12 protein-coding genes are annotated in these 13,260 nt (G+C 73.8%); 5 read left to right on the top strand and 7 right to left on the bottom strand.

The features are described 5' to 3' along the window. Positions 1-122: 122 nt before the first annotated feature. The 4 genes from ACZ61E_RS06405 to ACZ61E_RS06390 all read right to left on the bottom strand — a co-directional run bounded on the left by ACZ61E_RS06405 (position 123) and on the right by ACZ61E_RS06390 (position 5,249). Complete coding sequence (locus ACZ61E_RS06405) at positions 123-1,709, bottom strand: pyridoxal phosphate-dependent decarboxylase family protein (protein ID WP_469698064.1); 1,587 nt, start codon at positions 1,707-1,709, stop codon at positions 123-125. Then, on the bottom strand, positions 1,706-3,196 hold the full coding sequence (locus tag ACZ61E_RS06400) for a diaminobutyrate--2-oxoglutarate transaminase (protein WP_469698062.1): 1,491 nt from the start codon (positions 3,194-3,196) through the stop codon (positions 1,706-1,708). The genes ACZ61E_RS06405 and ACZ61E_RS06400 overlap by 4 nt, the downstream gene beginning before the upstream one ends. A gap of 36 nt (positions 3,197-3,232) precedes the next feature. Continuing rightward, positions 3,233-4,477, bottom strand: coding sequence for an alanine racemase (locus ACZ61E_RS06395; protein ID WP_469698061.1), 1,245 nt, complete (start codon positions 4,475-4,477; stop codon positions 3,233-3,235). Positions 4,478-4,859: 382 nt separating this feature from the next. Next, complete coding sequence (locus ACZ61E_RS06390) at positions 4,860-5,249, bottom strand: MerR family transcriptional regulator (protein ID WP_469698059.1); 390 nt, start codon at positions 5,247-5,249, stop codon at positions 4,860-4,862. An 80-nt stretch (positions 5,250-5,329) separates the two neighbouring features. On the opposite strand from ACZ61E_RS06390, the gene ACZ61E_RS06385 reads away from it, so the two are divergent. After that, positions 5,330-6,238 carry an NAD(P)-dependent oxidoreductase gene (locus ACZ61E_RS06385; RefSeq protein WP_469698057.1) on the top strand — a complete coding sequence of 303 codons (909 nt, stop codon included), beginning with the start codon at positions 5,330-5,332 and terminating at the stop codon, positions 6,236-6,238. Positions 6,239-6,247: 9 nt separating this feature from the next. Continuing rightward, on the top strand, positions 6,248-6,685 hold the full coding sequence (locus ACZ61E_RS06380; protein WP_469698055.1) for a PPOX class F420-dependent oxidoreductase: 438 nt from the start codon (positions 6,248-6,250) through the stop codon (positions 6,683-6,685). Between the two features lie 78 nt (positions 6,686-6,763). Here ACZ61E_RS06380 and ACZ61E_RS06375 read toward each other — a convergent pair whose 3' ends face one another. Both ACZ61E_RS06375 and ACZ61E_RS06370 read right to left on the bottom strand, forming a co-directional pair. After that, positions 6,764-7,441, bottom strand: a complete 678-nt coding sequence (locus ACZ61E_RS06375) for an SDR family NAD(P)-dependent oxidoreductase (protein WP_469698053.1) — start codon at positions 7,439-7,441, stop codon at positions 6,764-6,766. A gap of 355 nt (positions 7,442-7,796) precedes the next feature. Next, positions 7,797-8,264 (bottom strand): hypothetical protein, encoded by a 468-nt coding sequence (locus ACZ61E_RS06370; protein WP_469698051.1) that lies wholly within the window; start codon positions 8,262-8,264, stop codon positions 7,797-7,799. Positions 8,265-8,500: 236 nt separating this feature from the next. Between ACZ61E_RS06370 and ACZ61E_RS06365 the strand changes: the two genes are divergently transcribed. The 3 genes from ACZ61E_RS06365 to ACZ61E_RS06355 all read left to right on the top strand — a co-directional run bounded on the left by ACZ61E_RS06365 (position 8,501) and on the right by ACZ61E_RS06355 (position 10,743). After that, on the top strand, positions 8,501-9,373 hold the full coding sequence (locus ACZ61E_RS06365) for a helix-turn-helix domain-containing protein (protein ID WP_469698050.1): 873 nt from the start codon (positions 8,501-8,503) through the stop codon (positions 9,371-9,373). Continuing rightward, entirely contained in the window at positions 9,370-10,170 is an 801-nt protein-coding gene (locus ACZ61E_RS06360; RefSeq protein ID WP_469698048.1) for an SAM-dependent methyltransferase, read from the top strand. Before ACZ61E_RS06365 ends, ACZ61E_RS06360 begins: the two co-directional genes overlap by 4 nt. A gap of 144 nt (positions 10,171-10,314) precedes the next feature. Further along, positions 10,315-10,743 (top strand): phosphatase domain-containing protein, encoded by a 429-nt coding sequence (locus tag ACZ61E_RS06355; protein ID WP_469698046.1) that lies wholly within the window; start codon positions 10,315-10,317, stop codon positions 10,741-10,743. A 22-nt stretch (positions 10,744-10,765) separates the two neighbouring features. On the opposite strand, the gene ACZ61E_RS06350 is transcribed toward ACZ61E_RS06355, so the two are convergent. Further along, on the bottom strand, positions 10,766-13,243 hold the full coding sequence (locus ACZ61E_RS06350) for a hypothetical protein (RefSeq protein ID WP_469698045.1): 2,478 nt from the start codon (positions 13,241-13,243) through the stop codon (positions 10,766-10,768). Positions 13,244-13,260 lie beyond the last annotated feature (17 nt).

The following is a 13,260-nucleotide window of genomic DNA, read 5'->3' as shown; positions in this document are numbered from 1 at the left end:
AAGCCCCTGCGCCTCTCCAGGACCGGCGGCCCAATGAAGCCCCTTTGGCGATTGAGGAGCGGGGTCCGGGGCAGCGCACCGGCAGGGGTCCGGGGCAGCGCACCGGTCACCCAGCGCCCCGCTCACGCCCCCTCCTCCGCCACACCCGCGGCCACCACCGCACCCAGCAACCGCTCCACCTCCGCCACCGTCGCACGCGGATTCAGCAGCGTCAGCTTCAGCCGTACGCGCCCCGGCCCCTCCCCCGGCAGCTCCGTGCGCCCCACGACCGCGGCGCCCTCGCGCAGCAGCCGCCGGCGCAGCGAGGCGTTCAGCCGGTCGGTGCGGGCACCGTCGGCCGTCCCCTCCGCCGGCACGTACCGGAACAGGAACGCCGTCAGCACCGGGACCCCACCGCCCGGCTCGGCCTCGCCGTGCAACTCCAGCCGCGGGTGCGCCGCGACCGCCCGCGCCCCCGCCACCGCCAGTTCGTGGCAGGCGTCGACCAGCCGCCCCAGCCCCTCCCGGCCCAGCGTCCGCAGCGTCACCGCGATCTTGAAGGCGTCCGCGCGGCGCGTGGTCCGCAGGGAGAGGCCCAGCAGGCTCGGATAGCCCGCCTCCTCGTCGTCCGCCGGGTTCAGATAGACCGCGCGGCGCGCGAGCGACGCGTACGTCTCCGACCTCCGCACCAGGAAGACCCCGGCCGCGGCGGGCTGCCAGCCCAGCTTGTGCCAGTCCAGGGAGACGGAGTCGGCCAGTTCGACACCGTCCAGCAGCGGCGCCAGCCGGTCGGACAGCAGCGCTCCGCCCCCGTACGCGGCGTCCACGTGCAGCCACGCCCCGTACTCCGCCGCCAGCTCCGCGCACTCCCGCAGCGGGTCGATCGCGCCCGTGTCGGTCGTCCCCGCCGTCGCGACGATCGCGACGGGCAACTGCCCGCGCTCGACGCACTGCTCCAGTTTCGCCGCCAACGCGCCCGTTCTCATGCGCAGTTGGGAGTCGACGGCCACCGGGATCACCGAGTCCTCGCCGAGCCCGAGCAGGGCCGCCGCCCGCTGCACCGAGAAGTGCGCGGCGGCGGACGCCAGAATCCTCGGCCGCGCCCCGGCCACCGCCCCCGGGCCGACTCCCGCGCCCGTCCTCGGCACCCCGGTCAGCTCGATCTGCCGGCCCGTCGCGGCGCCGAGCACCCGGTCCCTGGCGAGCATCAGGCCCATCAGGTTGGACTCGGTACCACCCGAGGTGAGGACGCCCGCCGCCTCGGCGGGGTCGTATCCGAGCATGGCCGCCAGCTCCTGGAGGAGCAGTGTTTCCAGGGTCGTCGCCGCGGGGGCCTGGTCCCACGAGTCCTGGGAGGGGTTCAGCGCGGACACGGCCAGGTCGGCGGCGACGGCGACGGCCAGCGGCGGGCAGTGCAGATGCGCCGCGCACGCGGGGTCCGCCGGGTCCGCGCTGCCGTGCGCGAGCAGTTCGGTGAGCCCGCCGAGCGCCGTGGCACCGCTCACGGTGCGGAACACCTCGGCGACGGACGCCTCGATGCCGTCCGGCGCGCCGGGGGCGACCGGACCGCCGCGCCGCGCCGCGCCCGCCGCGAGCGCGCCCAGCACGTCCCGTACCAGCGGCTCCAGCGCGGCGGCTCCGCCCACCCCACCCGACAACTCGGTGCCGGGCTCGGGCCGCAGGGCCCGCAGTACGTCCTCGACGGCGGCGCCGAGCGCCTCCGTGGTCACGCCGCCCGCCCGGAGACGCCCGCGGCGCCGGCACCGTCCGCGGATTCCGCCGCCGGCGGTGTCTCCGGTGTCGTCCTCGGCGCGTTCACCGCTTCGGCGATCGCCTCCGTCAGCCGTTCCAGCACGGCCTCGGCCTCCTCGTCCGTGATCACCAGCGGTGGCAGCAGCCGTACCGTCGACCCGAACCGCCCGCCCAGTTCCAGGATCAGCCCCCGCCTCAGACAGCCCTCCTGGATCCGCGCCGCCAGCGCGGGTGCCACGGGCCGGGAGCCGCAGGAGTCCAACGGCCCCTCGGGATCGACGATCTCGACGCCGATCATCAGCCCGCGCCCCCGTACGTCGCCGATCAGCGGCAGTTCGGACCGCAGCCCGTCCAGCCGCGCGGCCAGCCGCGCCCCCACCGTCGCCGCGCGCTCCACCAGCCCTTCGCGCGTGACGTGGCGGAGCGTCGCCGCGCCCGTGGCCATCGCCAGGGTGTTGCCCCGGAACGTGCCGGTGTGCGCGCCGGGCAGCCACCCGTCGTAGTCCTGGTCGTACACGATCACCGCGAGCGGCAGCCCGCCGCCGATCGCCTTCGACATCACCATGACGTCCGGCACGGCGCCGCTGTGCTCGATCGCCCAGTAGGCACCGGTGCGCCCGACGCCGGTCTGCACCTCGTCCACGATCAGCGGGATACCGCGCTCGCGCGTGACGCGCCGCATCTCGCGCAGCCAGGTGTCGGGCGCGGGCACGGCCCCGCCCTCGCCCTGGACCGCTTCGAGGATCATCGCCGCCGGGGGGACGACACCGCCCGACGGATCGTCGAGCAGCCGCTCGGTGTACGTCGCCGCCAGCTCCGCGCCGCGCTCACCGCCGACGCCGAACGGGCAGCGGTACGCGTACGGGTAGGGCAGCCGTGTCACCTCACCACCGGCCGCGCCGCCGCCCGGCACCGGCTCCTTGACGGCCACGCTGCCCGTCGTGGCCAGCGCGCCCGCCGTCATCCCGTGGTAGGCGCCGGTGAACGCGAGCACCCCGCGCCGCCCGGTCGCCGTCTGGGCCAGCTTCAGCGCCGCCTCGACGGCGTCCGTCCCGGCGGGCCCGCAGAAGTGCACGCGGGCGCGGTCGGCGAACGGCTTCGGCAGCGTCTCGAACAGGGCGTCGGTGAAGTCGTCCTTCTCCGGTGTCGCGAGGTCGAGCACGTGCAGGGGCGCCCCGCTGTCGAGGGTGCGCCGGACGGCCTCGCGCACGACGGGGTGGTTGTGGCCGAGCGCGAGCGTCCCGGCCCCGGAGAGGCAGTCGAGATAGCGGCGGCCGTCGACGCCCTCGATCGTCATGCCGTGGGCGCGGGCCGGGACGATCGGGAAGCTGCGGGCGTAGGTGCGCGCGGACGACTCCCTGGCGCGCTGCCGCTCCAGGATGGCGCGGGCGTCACCGGGGGCGCCGGTGTCCGGGGCACCGGCGGGGTGCCCGGAGGCGGACAGCGTGGCGGCGGGAACGGTCATGGATCGGCTCCGGAGTATGAGGGTGGGGGAGACGGCTCAGAGCAGCTGGCGCCCGGCGACCGGGTGCCCGAGGAAGGCGTGCATGGCGAACTCCCAGCCGTAGGAGCCCGCGTTGGGGAAGACGACGAGATCACCGGCGCGCACCCGCTCCACGTACACGTCGCGCAGCAGGGTGTCCTCGGGCGTGCACAGCTCGCCCACGACGGTGACACGCGTGTGTTCGGCGGCGGGCCTCGGACACTCGTCACCCGCCTCCCACGCGTCGACGGGCAGCACCGCGACGTTGTGCACGATGTCCCAGGAGGTGGGCAGCTGGAAGTGGTTGATTCCGCCACGCAGTACGGCGAACCACTCGCCGTACGAGGCTTTGACGTCGGTCACCTCGGCCGCGTACCAGCCGCAGTCCGCGACCAGGAACCGGCCGGGCTCCAGCACGACCTTCACCCCTACGGGGGGCTCGACGAGTGCGGCGAGTTCACCGAAGCGGGCCATGTCGAAGGGGCTCTCGCCCTCGAACGCCACGCCTATGCCGCCGCCGATGTCGATGTGCCGCAGCTCGACGCCGTTGGCGGCGGCCGTACGCACGCTCCACTCGACGCACCAGCGCAGGTACGCCGCATGGGTGCCGGCGTCGAGGTTGTTGGACGCGGCGTGGATGTGGAAGCCGACGACGTCGAGGCCGGGGAGCTTGCCCGCGGCCGCCAGCACATCCGGTACGCCGGGCTCGGCGACCCCGAACTGCGAGGGCGCGCCGCCCATGTGGAGCGAGCCGCTGATCGGGATGCCGGCCGGATTGACGCGCAGCGCGACGCGGGCGGTGGTGCCTTCGGCGACGGCGATGCGGCTGATCCGGTGGAGTTCGAGCAGGCTCTCGGCGTTGATCGCCTCGACGCGGGCGCGGACGAGCGCGGTGAGGACGGGTACGGATTTGGCGGGCCCGGCGGCGACGACGGCGGGTGTGTCCGCCGACTCGGCCGTGGCCAGGGCGAGTTCGAGCTCGCTGACGGAGGCGACCTCGAAGCCGTCGACATGCGGGGCGAGGGCGCGGACGACCCCGGGGAACGAGTTGGCCTTGACCGCGTAGTAGACGGCCGCCCAGTCGGGCAGCGCGGCGCGCAGCTCGCGGGCGCGCGCGGCGGCGACCTCCCCGTCGTAGAGATACGCCGACACGGGTTCGGCGCCCCGCGCCATCTCCAGCAGTCGGCTGCGGACGGGCGCCGGCAGGACGTCCGCGGGGTGGGCGGCGAGCGGCGCGGCGGATGGCGGGAACTGGACGGACACGTCGGTTTCAACCTCGGCTGGGGGGTGGGGAATCGGACGGGCACGGGTGGGCCTCCGTACGGGGCCGGCCGTGGCCGGTGGGACGGCGCCCCGGCGGGGTGGGTCCGGGGGCCGTGCCGGGCGCCGACTTGGGCTCCTTCGGGTAGGAACAGAGCGGCCGACGACTGCGGCACACCCGAGGGAACCGACCGAAGACTTAGGCGAGCCTAACCTAAAGGCTTGCCGGGTAGATGCCAAAATGGCCCATGTGCGAGGGGCGATTTCCGGACAGGAAGCCGGCGTTCACCCGCTTCCCTGACTGGCTCGATCGCACACACTCCGGCAGCCGGGACCGGCGCCGGTCCCCACCCCCGCGCAGTCACCCGGACCGCCAGCGGCGCCGTCACGCTTCGCACGCCCCGGACCCGGCGTACGGCGACACCCGCCGCTCGGTCGCGTCGATGAACTCCTGAAGCGTCCGGCGTGAGCGGACAAGCGTGTCGATGTGGTCGTCCAGTCCCCGCTGGCGCGCCCGGAGCATCTCCAGAACGTCGTCGCAGGGCAGGAGATCGGGCCCGGCCCCGGTGGCGCAGGGCAGCAGGAAGGCGATCTCCTCGGTCGAGAGCCCCGCTTCGAGGAGCCTCCTGATCTGCGTCACGGTCACGACGGCGTCGCTGCCGTACTCGCGGTAGCCGTTGGCGCCGCGCTCCGGTTCGAGCAGGCCCTGGGCCTCGTAGTAACGCAACTGATGGGCGTGGACACTCGTCCGCCGGCTCAGCTCCCCGATCAGCATGGCGGCCCCCCTTGACCTTCACATCGGTATGAACGTTGAAGATTCTGTCACGCGCACCAAGCCACATCGAGGAGCGAAGAATGAATGCTGCTGCACCCGTGACCGTGCTGGGCCTGGGCCTGATGGGCCAGGCACTGGCCGAGGCGCTTCTGCGCGAGGGGCACCCCACGACCGTCTGGAACCGTACGGCGGCCAAGGCCGAGCCTCTCGTCGCCAAGGGCGCGAAGAGCGCCGACTCGGTCGCCGAAGCCGTCGCGGCGAGCCCGCTCGTGATCGTCTGCGTCCTGGACTACGACGCCGTGCACGGACTCCTCGACCCGGTGGCCGGCGCTCTCGACGGCCGGGTTCTGGTGAACCTCACGTCCGGCACCTCCGAGGGGGCACGCGAGACGGCTCGCTGGGCGGCGGAGCACGGCGCCGGCTATCTCGACGGCGCCATCCTGACCGACCCGGACGGTGCGGGCTCGGCGGACGCCGTCATCCTCTACAGCGGGCCCCGCGCGGTCTTCGACACCCACGAGCCGGCCCTCAGGGTGCTCGGCGGGGCCGCGACGCATCTCGGCGACGACCACGGCCTGTCGTCGCTGTACGACGTCGCGGTGCTGGGCATGATGTGGGGCGTCCTGAACAGCTTCCTCCAGGGCGCCGCCGTACTCGGCGCGGCGGGCGTCGACGCCTCGGTGTTCGCACCGCTCGCGGCCCGGAGCGTCACGATGGTCGCGGACTGGGTGCCCGGCTACGCGGAGCAGATCGACAAGGGCGCGTTCCCGGCCTTCGACGCCACCCTGAACACCCATCTGGCTTCGATGAACCACCTGGTCCACGAGAGTGAATTCCTCGGCGTGAACACGGAGTTCCCCGAGTTCGTCAGGTCCCTGGCGGAGCGTTCCGTGGCGAACGGCCACGGCACCGAGGGTTATGCGTCGATGATCGAACTCTTCCGCAAGCCCTCGGGGACGCGGGAACAGCCGACGTCCCGTGACGACTAGGAGCCGGACATGACCACACCTTCCACGCCGTTCGACCCGCGCGCGCTGCTCGCGGAGAGCCGCCTCGGCGTCCTCGCCACCATCAAGTCGGACGGCCGCCCCCAGCTCTCCCCCGTCATGCCCTTCTACGACAGGGAGGCGGGCACCCTCTACGTGTCGATGACCGAGGGCCGCGCGAAGACGGCGAACCTGCGCCGGGACCCCCGGGCCGCCCTGGAGGTCACCAGCGCCGACGGCTGGTCCTGGGCGACGGCCGAGGGCCCGGTCACGCTCATCGGCCCGGGGACCGACCCCGACGGCCGGGAGGTCGAGGCCCTGGTGGATTACTACCGCCGCGCCTCCGGTGAACACCCGGACTGGGCCGAGTACCGCGCGGTGATGGTGTCCGACCGCCGGGTGCTGATGGTGATGACGGTGGACCACGTGTACGGCGCGAAGATCGCCTGACACCGCCAGACGGCGCGGTGCCGCGCCTCCGGGGCTGAGGGGTCCCCTGGAGGCGCGGCTGTCAGCGGCCCCGGGCGGTCAGCGGCCCGGGGAGGACGCCCCGTCCGTGCGGGCCGGGCCCAGGGACGGGATCGCGCCCAGGACCTCGATCGGGATCACCGCGCCGGTGTCGGTGGCCTCGGGGCGGGTCAGATGGACCGCCAGGTTCGCGATCTGCTGGGCGCGGTGGGCGCCGCCCTGCCGGCCGGCGCCGTCGGGGGAGCCGTATGTGATCACGTTGACGGTGATGTCCGAGCCGCGGCACTCGTGGACCAGGTGCCAGGCCAGGCTCATCAGGTCCGCGTACGGGGCGCCGCCGGACAGGGCCGAGCCGCGGCCGAGGCCCTTCGTGGAGGCGATCAGGACGATCCGCCCGTGGCCCGCCTCGCGCATCCCGGGGAGCGTACGGCCGATGATCGCGTTGGCGCGGGCCCGTGTCCCGGCCGCCGCCGCGTGGTCGGACTCCTCGCCGTACCGGTCGTGGCGGTCGGCGTCCACGACGAGGACGTCCACGGCTCCGTGGCCGGTCTCGAACTCCGAGACGGCGGCGTCCAGCTGCAGTCCGTCGCTCACGTCGCAGCGCACGTTGTACAGCTCGTCGGGCGGGGTGCCGCGCTCGTACAGGAACCCGACCCAGTCGTCCTGGCGGGCGTAGGCGGCGGCGACGCTCTCGGCGCTTCCGCTGGCGCCGCTGACGACCAGTACCGAACGGCTCACGTCTGCCACTCCCCCACCGTGCGTGACCCCGCGGTCGCGCACCGAGACCGGATCCGCGCTCTTCGGCCGGTACCAGGCCGTCCACCTGCGGGCGCGCGGAGGCCGCGGCAGACGGTGACCGGCGGCGAGATTCGCCGTGTGCGGAGCGTGCGCCGGGGGCGGCTGGCCGACGGCCGATCTGCTCGCGTGGCGTGCTCCGGTGTGCGCCGCGGTGGTCTCACGCCTGGGCCCCCACATGGGGTCGTCGGATGCGGCACCCCTCAGTGCGTCCACAGCAGCCTCTCCAAGACGGGTTGGTCAGGGCGGCCCGCCCGGTCGTGCTCGTCGGGCGGTGGTCCGGGGGCCGGCCGGCCCCTCAAGGGCGCGCGCCGACGCGGGGAGCCTCGGCCGGGAGGGTGGCCGAGGCCGCCCAACTGCCCTGCTGCGCGACGATGCTGACCTCGGTCCCGCACCGCTTCGTCAGTACGTTGGCCAGACGCGAGCTGTCCCCGTGCGGCTCGGCCTGGTCGCAGGTGCCGACGGCCCCGGAGAGTTCGGCCGGGCCGCCCTGCGGGGGCACCGTCGCCGACTCGGCGGGCGTGTCCAGGATCGTGACGCTGACTCTTATGGCGACGGCGTCGTCCTCGGGTCCGGGGCGTTTGGTCACTCCGAGGTAGTAGCCGCTGACGCCCACGACGCTGATGGCGTGCCGGGCCAGATGGACAGCGATCTCCTCGCAGGCGGCGATCTTCGCCGGCGGCCAGCCGAGACCGGCCAGCTCCTTGCGGACGATACGGCGCGCGACCTGGATCTGCTCCGGTACGGCCGGTAGTGAGACGTGCATGGCATCGGTTCTCCGTGACCCCCCGCCCTGTCACGCCTCTCGGTGTGTCCGGCGGGGTCGGTTCCCGAACCCTGCGCGGCGGTCTGGGGGGTACCGCGTAGGGGAACTCCAGACCTCACCATATCCACCCGACCCCACACTCTGCAACGTGACAGAGTTCGGTCGGCGGGTATCGTGGAGCGCGCTGAACGGAGAGGAAAGAGACCCTCCCCACCCGCGGACGCGAGGAGGGCCCGGTGAGTCAGCCACGATCCGGCCCCACGGTCGCCCTGCGGTGTTTCGGGGCGGATCTGCGCCGCCGGCGCGAGGCCGCCGGCATGACGCTCCAGAGCGTCGCCGACAGGATCAAGAAGGACCGGGCGACACCGGCGCGCTGGGAGAACGCGGAGACGGTGCCGAACCCCCGCATGGTCGGCGTCCTGCTGGACCTCTACGAGACGCCCCCCGACGAGCGGACCGAGGTCCTGCACGCGCTCTCGGAGGCGAAGAAGCCCGGCTGGTGGCACCCCTGGCGCGAGGTCGCCGAGGTCGGTGTCATCGACCTGGAGTCCGCGGCGACGAGCATCCGCTCCTACGCGCCCGGCGTGCTGCCGGACCTGCTCCAGACCACGGAGTACGCGGAGGCCCTGATGAGTCTGCGCAACCCGTACGAGGACCCCGCCGTGCGCCGTCTGCGGCTGGAGCTGCTGGAGGCCCGCAAGGAGCACACCATCGGCGACGGCAAGGGCGCGGACCGGGCCAGCCTGTGGGTGCTGCTGGAGGAGGCCACCCTGCGGCGCCGGGTGGGCGGTCCCGGAGTGATGGCCCGTCAACTCGACTACCTTGAAGCCCGTATCGCCGACGTACGTTCCTCGGTGGCCATCCAGGTCATTCCGCCGCGCGTACCGCACCCCCTGGCCATCAGCCTCTGCGGCCACCTGGAGATTCTCCGCTTCAAGGAGTTCGGGATGGGGGAGAGGCTGATCCAGATCGGCCTCCATCCGTCCATGACGCTCATCACCGACGACTCCGACGCAGTTGAGAACTACCGAATGGCGGTGGATGTGACCAGCGGGTTCGCACCGCCCCGTTTCACTCCCCTGCCCCTGACGAGTAAGGACTTCGGATGAGCGACTCCGTACGCCCCGGAACCAATGTCATGCCCACCGTCCCCAACTCCGCGCGGATCTGGAACTACGCGCAGGGCGGTCAGGACAACTACCAGGTCGACCGCGAACTCGGCGATGTGATGATGGGCGACTTCCCGGAGATCAAGACGGCGGCCATGGAGTCGCGCGCCTTCCAGGAGCGGGTGGCGGACCACGTCGTCCGGGAGTTCGGCATCCGCCAGCTGCTGGACCTGGGCACGGGCATCCCCACCGGCAGCGGCACCCACGGCACGGCCCAGAAGGTGGCTCCGGAGTCGCGGGTCGTCTACGTCGACAACGACCCCGTCGTCCTGAACCACGCCAGCGCGCTGAGAAGTTCGCCCGAGGGCAAGATCCACTACTTCCAGCAGGACTTCCGCGACGTCGAGGCCGTGCTGGAGGGTGTCGCGACGACCCTGAACCTGGACGAGCCGGTCGCCCTGCTGGTGCTCTCCACCCTCGGCCACTTCCCGCCCGCCGAGGCGGCCGACCTCGTCGAGCGGTACACGAGCCGCTTCGTCTCCGGCTCCTGTCTCGCGGTGTGCGACACGATCGAGACACCCGGCGTGCTCAGGATGCAGGAGCACTACCTTCAGGCCGACCCCGAGGGCGCCTATCTCGCCCGTACGCCCGAGCAGATCGCCGACTGCGCCCGCGGACTGACCCTGCTCCCGCCGGGGCTGGGCCCGCTGCCGGAACTGGTCCTGCCGGCCGGGACCAGCGCCCCCGCCGGCGCCGAGGACTGCGTGCAGTGGGGATTCCTGGCGGTCAAGCCGTAGGGACGGGCGGGACGCGCGGGGACACGGCACCCGCGGCCCCCGGGCGCGGGTCCGGTCCGCCCCCCGGCACCGGTACCGGGCGCTGCCGGGAGGCGTCGGCCGTTTCGCCGCGCGGGGCCGCCGAGCCCGGTTAACCTCGGCTCCGTGACCACCACTTGGGAGCCCTCGGCAGCGGGTGTGCTGCGCCTGCCCTCCGGCCGTCTCGTACGCGGCCGGGGACTGCGGCACCCCCTCCCCGCGGGCCCGGCGCCCGCCTTCGCGCTCTACCTCCTCGGCAAGGAACCGCCCGCCGTCGACTGGACGTCCCGCTGGGTCCGCTGGCCGGACTTCCGGCTGCCGGCCGACCGGGCCGGGGCCGCGGCGGCACTGCGCGAGGCGCTCGACCGGGCCGGGGACGAGCGCGTCGAGATCGCCTGCGGCGGTGGCCGGGGACGTACGGGGACGGCCCTGGCCTGTCTCGCCGTCCTGGACGGCGTGCCGAACGCGGAGGCCGTCGCGTACGTCCGTGAGCACTACTCGCGCCACGCGGTCGAGACCCCGTGGCAGAAGCGCTACGTGTCCCGCTTCGGGTAGCCGCCGGACGGGCCCCGGCCCCTCAGCTCACCACCGCGCCCGACGCCAGCAGCAGGTCCGGCAGTGTGCCCTCGAAGTCCGGGGCGAGCCGGAGCGCGAGCGCCCAGCCCTCCGGGTCGTCCGAGAGGTGCTCGGTGGCCAGTGCCGCGACCGCGCGGCGGGCGGCCCGCACCTCCTCGGTGCCGGGCGAGTCACCCGGCGCCAGCGCCCTGGACAGGAAGGCGATGCTCGCACGGGCCGGGAAACCGGTCCGCACCACCTCGTCCAGGGTGACCTGCCCGAGCGCGTGCGCCTTCTCCAGCCAGCGGCAACCACCGTTGTCGATCCGCAGCGGCAGCTTCCTCAGCATCTCGGGCACCGAGGGCGGCTGCGCCCCCCGGCGCGGCCGGTACTGCGGGTGCGACAGACGCAGAGCCGCCGCGTCCGACTCCCCCGCGAGCACGGCCGGGCAGCCGTCCATCGCGGCCAGCCGGACGAGGACCCGGTCGTGCAGGGGCTCCGTGGCGTGGGCCGCCGCCAGTTCGGCCCAGGGAACCGGTCCCGGACCGACCTCCTCGTCGAAGAGTTCGAGCGCCCTCGCCAGATCGTCCCGCTCGGGGCCGGCCCCCTTCTCCGACAGGAAGTCCGCCCGCCCGGCCGGGCTCGCGGCGGCCTCGTACGCGGCCCGCAGCAGGGCCAGTCCGTCCGGTCCGGCCGCCGCGTCCAGCGCCGCGCGTCCCGTCTCCAGGGTCGGCGGCGACAGCGGGTGCGCGGACTGCCGCCTGCGGCCCGGGAAACAGGTCTCGTCCAGCAGCTCCCGTACCGAGCCGGGCCCGTGGCGCTCCCAGAGCCGTATCAGCAGGTGCAGTTCGAGCGCGGGCGTGTGGATCTTCACCCGGGGGCTGCCGAGCAGGATGCGGCACGCAACCGGGTCGCCCGAGTCCGCGCACGCCAGCAGCCAGGGCCGCCGCGCGCTCTCCCCCAGTCCCTGGATCAGTCTCCTCGTCAGCGGGATCCGGTCGGCGTCCGGGGTGTCGACGGACTCCCCGCCCTGCCGGAGCCGGCCGGACAGCACATGGCGGCGCTGGGCGGGAGTCAGATCGGTGTGGAGGAAGAGCGCGGCGTTGACCTCGGGGTCGTTGTAAGGGATCAGCTCCTCGATCACCTCCGGCGCGGTCTGCCAGGTCGAGGCGATACCGGCGAGGACGGACGCGCCCCTCGACCGGACGATGTGCGCGCGCAGTTCGGTGGACGGCCGGTGCCACAGCAGCAGATGCTGAATGGCGCGCTGGTCCATGTGCGCGACGAGCGCGCACCGCGTGCCGTGATCCGCCGCGTCGTACAGCCGCAGCCATGCCGCGCGCCCGGCCGACCCCCCACGGCTGGGGAACTCCGGTCCCAGCGGCTTCGGCCAGGGCTTGCCGCGGTGCTTCGGCTCCTCGGCGAGCGCCGCGTCGACCAGTTCGGTGACGGTGCCCGAGAAACGGGTGAGCAGCGAGTACACGGCCCGCCAGGGGGCGAAGTCCGAACCCAGCCGGGCCACTTGGGCGGCCAGGGCGGTCCGTGTCCCCGTGTGCTCGTCCGGCAGGGCGCACAGGACGGCGCGGGCCGGGCGCGTCTCCCGCAGGACGCGATCGGCCGGGACGTTTCCCGAGACCAGTCCCCGGCCGAGGAGCTGGGACAGGGCGTACTCCTCCAGGCTGCCGAAAGCCGGACTCTCCAGCATCGACCAGTGGACGGCGCCCTCGGGCAGCCTGCTGTTCCAGTTGGCCTCGAAGGCGGCGAGGGCCAGCTCCTCGGGGCAGTCCGGGTGCGCCCAGAGGGTCACCAGTGCCGTGGGGCGGAACGGCTCGGCGCGGTGCTCCGCGAGCAGGACGTCCCAGTCCAGGGCGCCCGGTGTCCCCGGCAGCTCCGCCGTGCCGCGGAATTCCCGGTCCCTGAAGTCCCCGACGAGTTCCGCCGTCGTCCCCGGGTGGCGCTCCCAGGAGCGCCTGTGCACCGGGGGAGTGGTGCTCGGGGTGGTCATCCGGGGCCCGGAGCCCGCGCCCTTGCCATCGAGGACGCCGCGCGCGTGCGCCACCAGCTCGGGAAAGGGTGACAGCAGGGCCGGTTCCAGCATCGCCTGCTGCCGGGACGACAGCAGCTTCGCCGGCAGACCGTCCTCCGCCCGCCAGCCGGGGTCGTCGGCCGTGGCCACCGCGCCCTCCCACACCGCGGCGCGCTGGGCGGGCGTACGGTCCCGGTCGTGCTCGCCGTAGAGACCTGCGGCCAGCGCGGGATCGCCGCGCCCCGCCAGCCGCCGGAACACCTCGCCTCGGTGCCCCGCGCAGGCGACGAGCGCCCTGAGCAGGTCCGGGTCCCGGGTGGCGGTCAACTCCGCCAGCAGCGGCGGCGGCAGCGGGACGGTGCTGCCCAGCAGCCCGACCGTCTCCTCCCGGACGCGCGATATCAGCGCGCGGGTCAGCTCCCGGTCGGCGAGGGCGTAGGCGGCGGCTACGACGGTGTGGTCTGTGAGGCGCATCGGGGACTCTTCCGGGC

Source organism: Streptomyces sp. NPDC104581 (assembly GCF_055583685.1).
This window is presented reverse-complemented; position numbering and strand designations above follow the sequence as displayed.

Coding starts and splice junctions, on each gene's coding strand:
- ACZ61E_RS06400 (WP_469698062.1), bottom strand. CDS start 3,196: ATGACCGTTCCCGCCGCCACGCTGTCCGCCTCCGGGCACCCCGCCGGT.
- ACZ61E_RS06390 (WP_469698059.1), bottom strand. CDS start 5,249: ATGCTGATCGGGGAGCTGAGCCGGCGGACGAGTGTCCACGCCCATCAG.
- ACZ61E_RS06385 (WP_469698057.1), top strand. CDS start 5,330: ATGAATGCTGCTGCACCCGTGACCGTGCTGGGCCTGGGCCTGATGGGC.
- ACZ61E_RS06380 (WP_469698055.1), top strand. CDS start 6,248: ATGACCACACCTTCCACGCCGTTCGACCCGCGCGCGCTGCTCGCGGAG.
- ACZ61E_RS06370 (WP_469698051.1), bottom strand. CDS start 8,264: ATGCACGTCTCACTACCGGCCGTACCGGAGCAGATCCAGGTCGCGCGC.
- ACZ61E_RS06360 (WP_469698048.1), top strand. CDS start 9,370: ATGAGCGACTCCGTACGCCCCGGAACCAATGTCATGCCCACCGTCCCC.
- ACZ61E_RS06350 (WP_469698045.1), bottom strand. CDS start 13,243: ATGCGCCTCACAGACCACACCGTCGTAGCCGCCGCCTACGCCCTCGCC.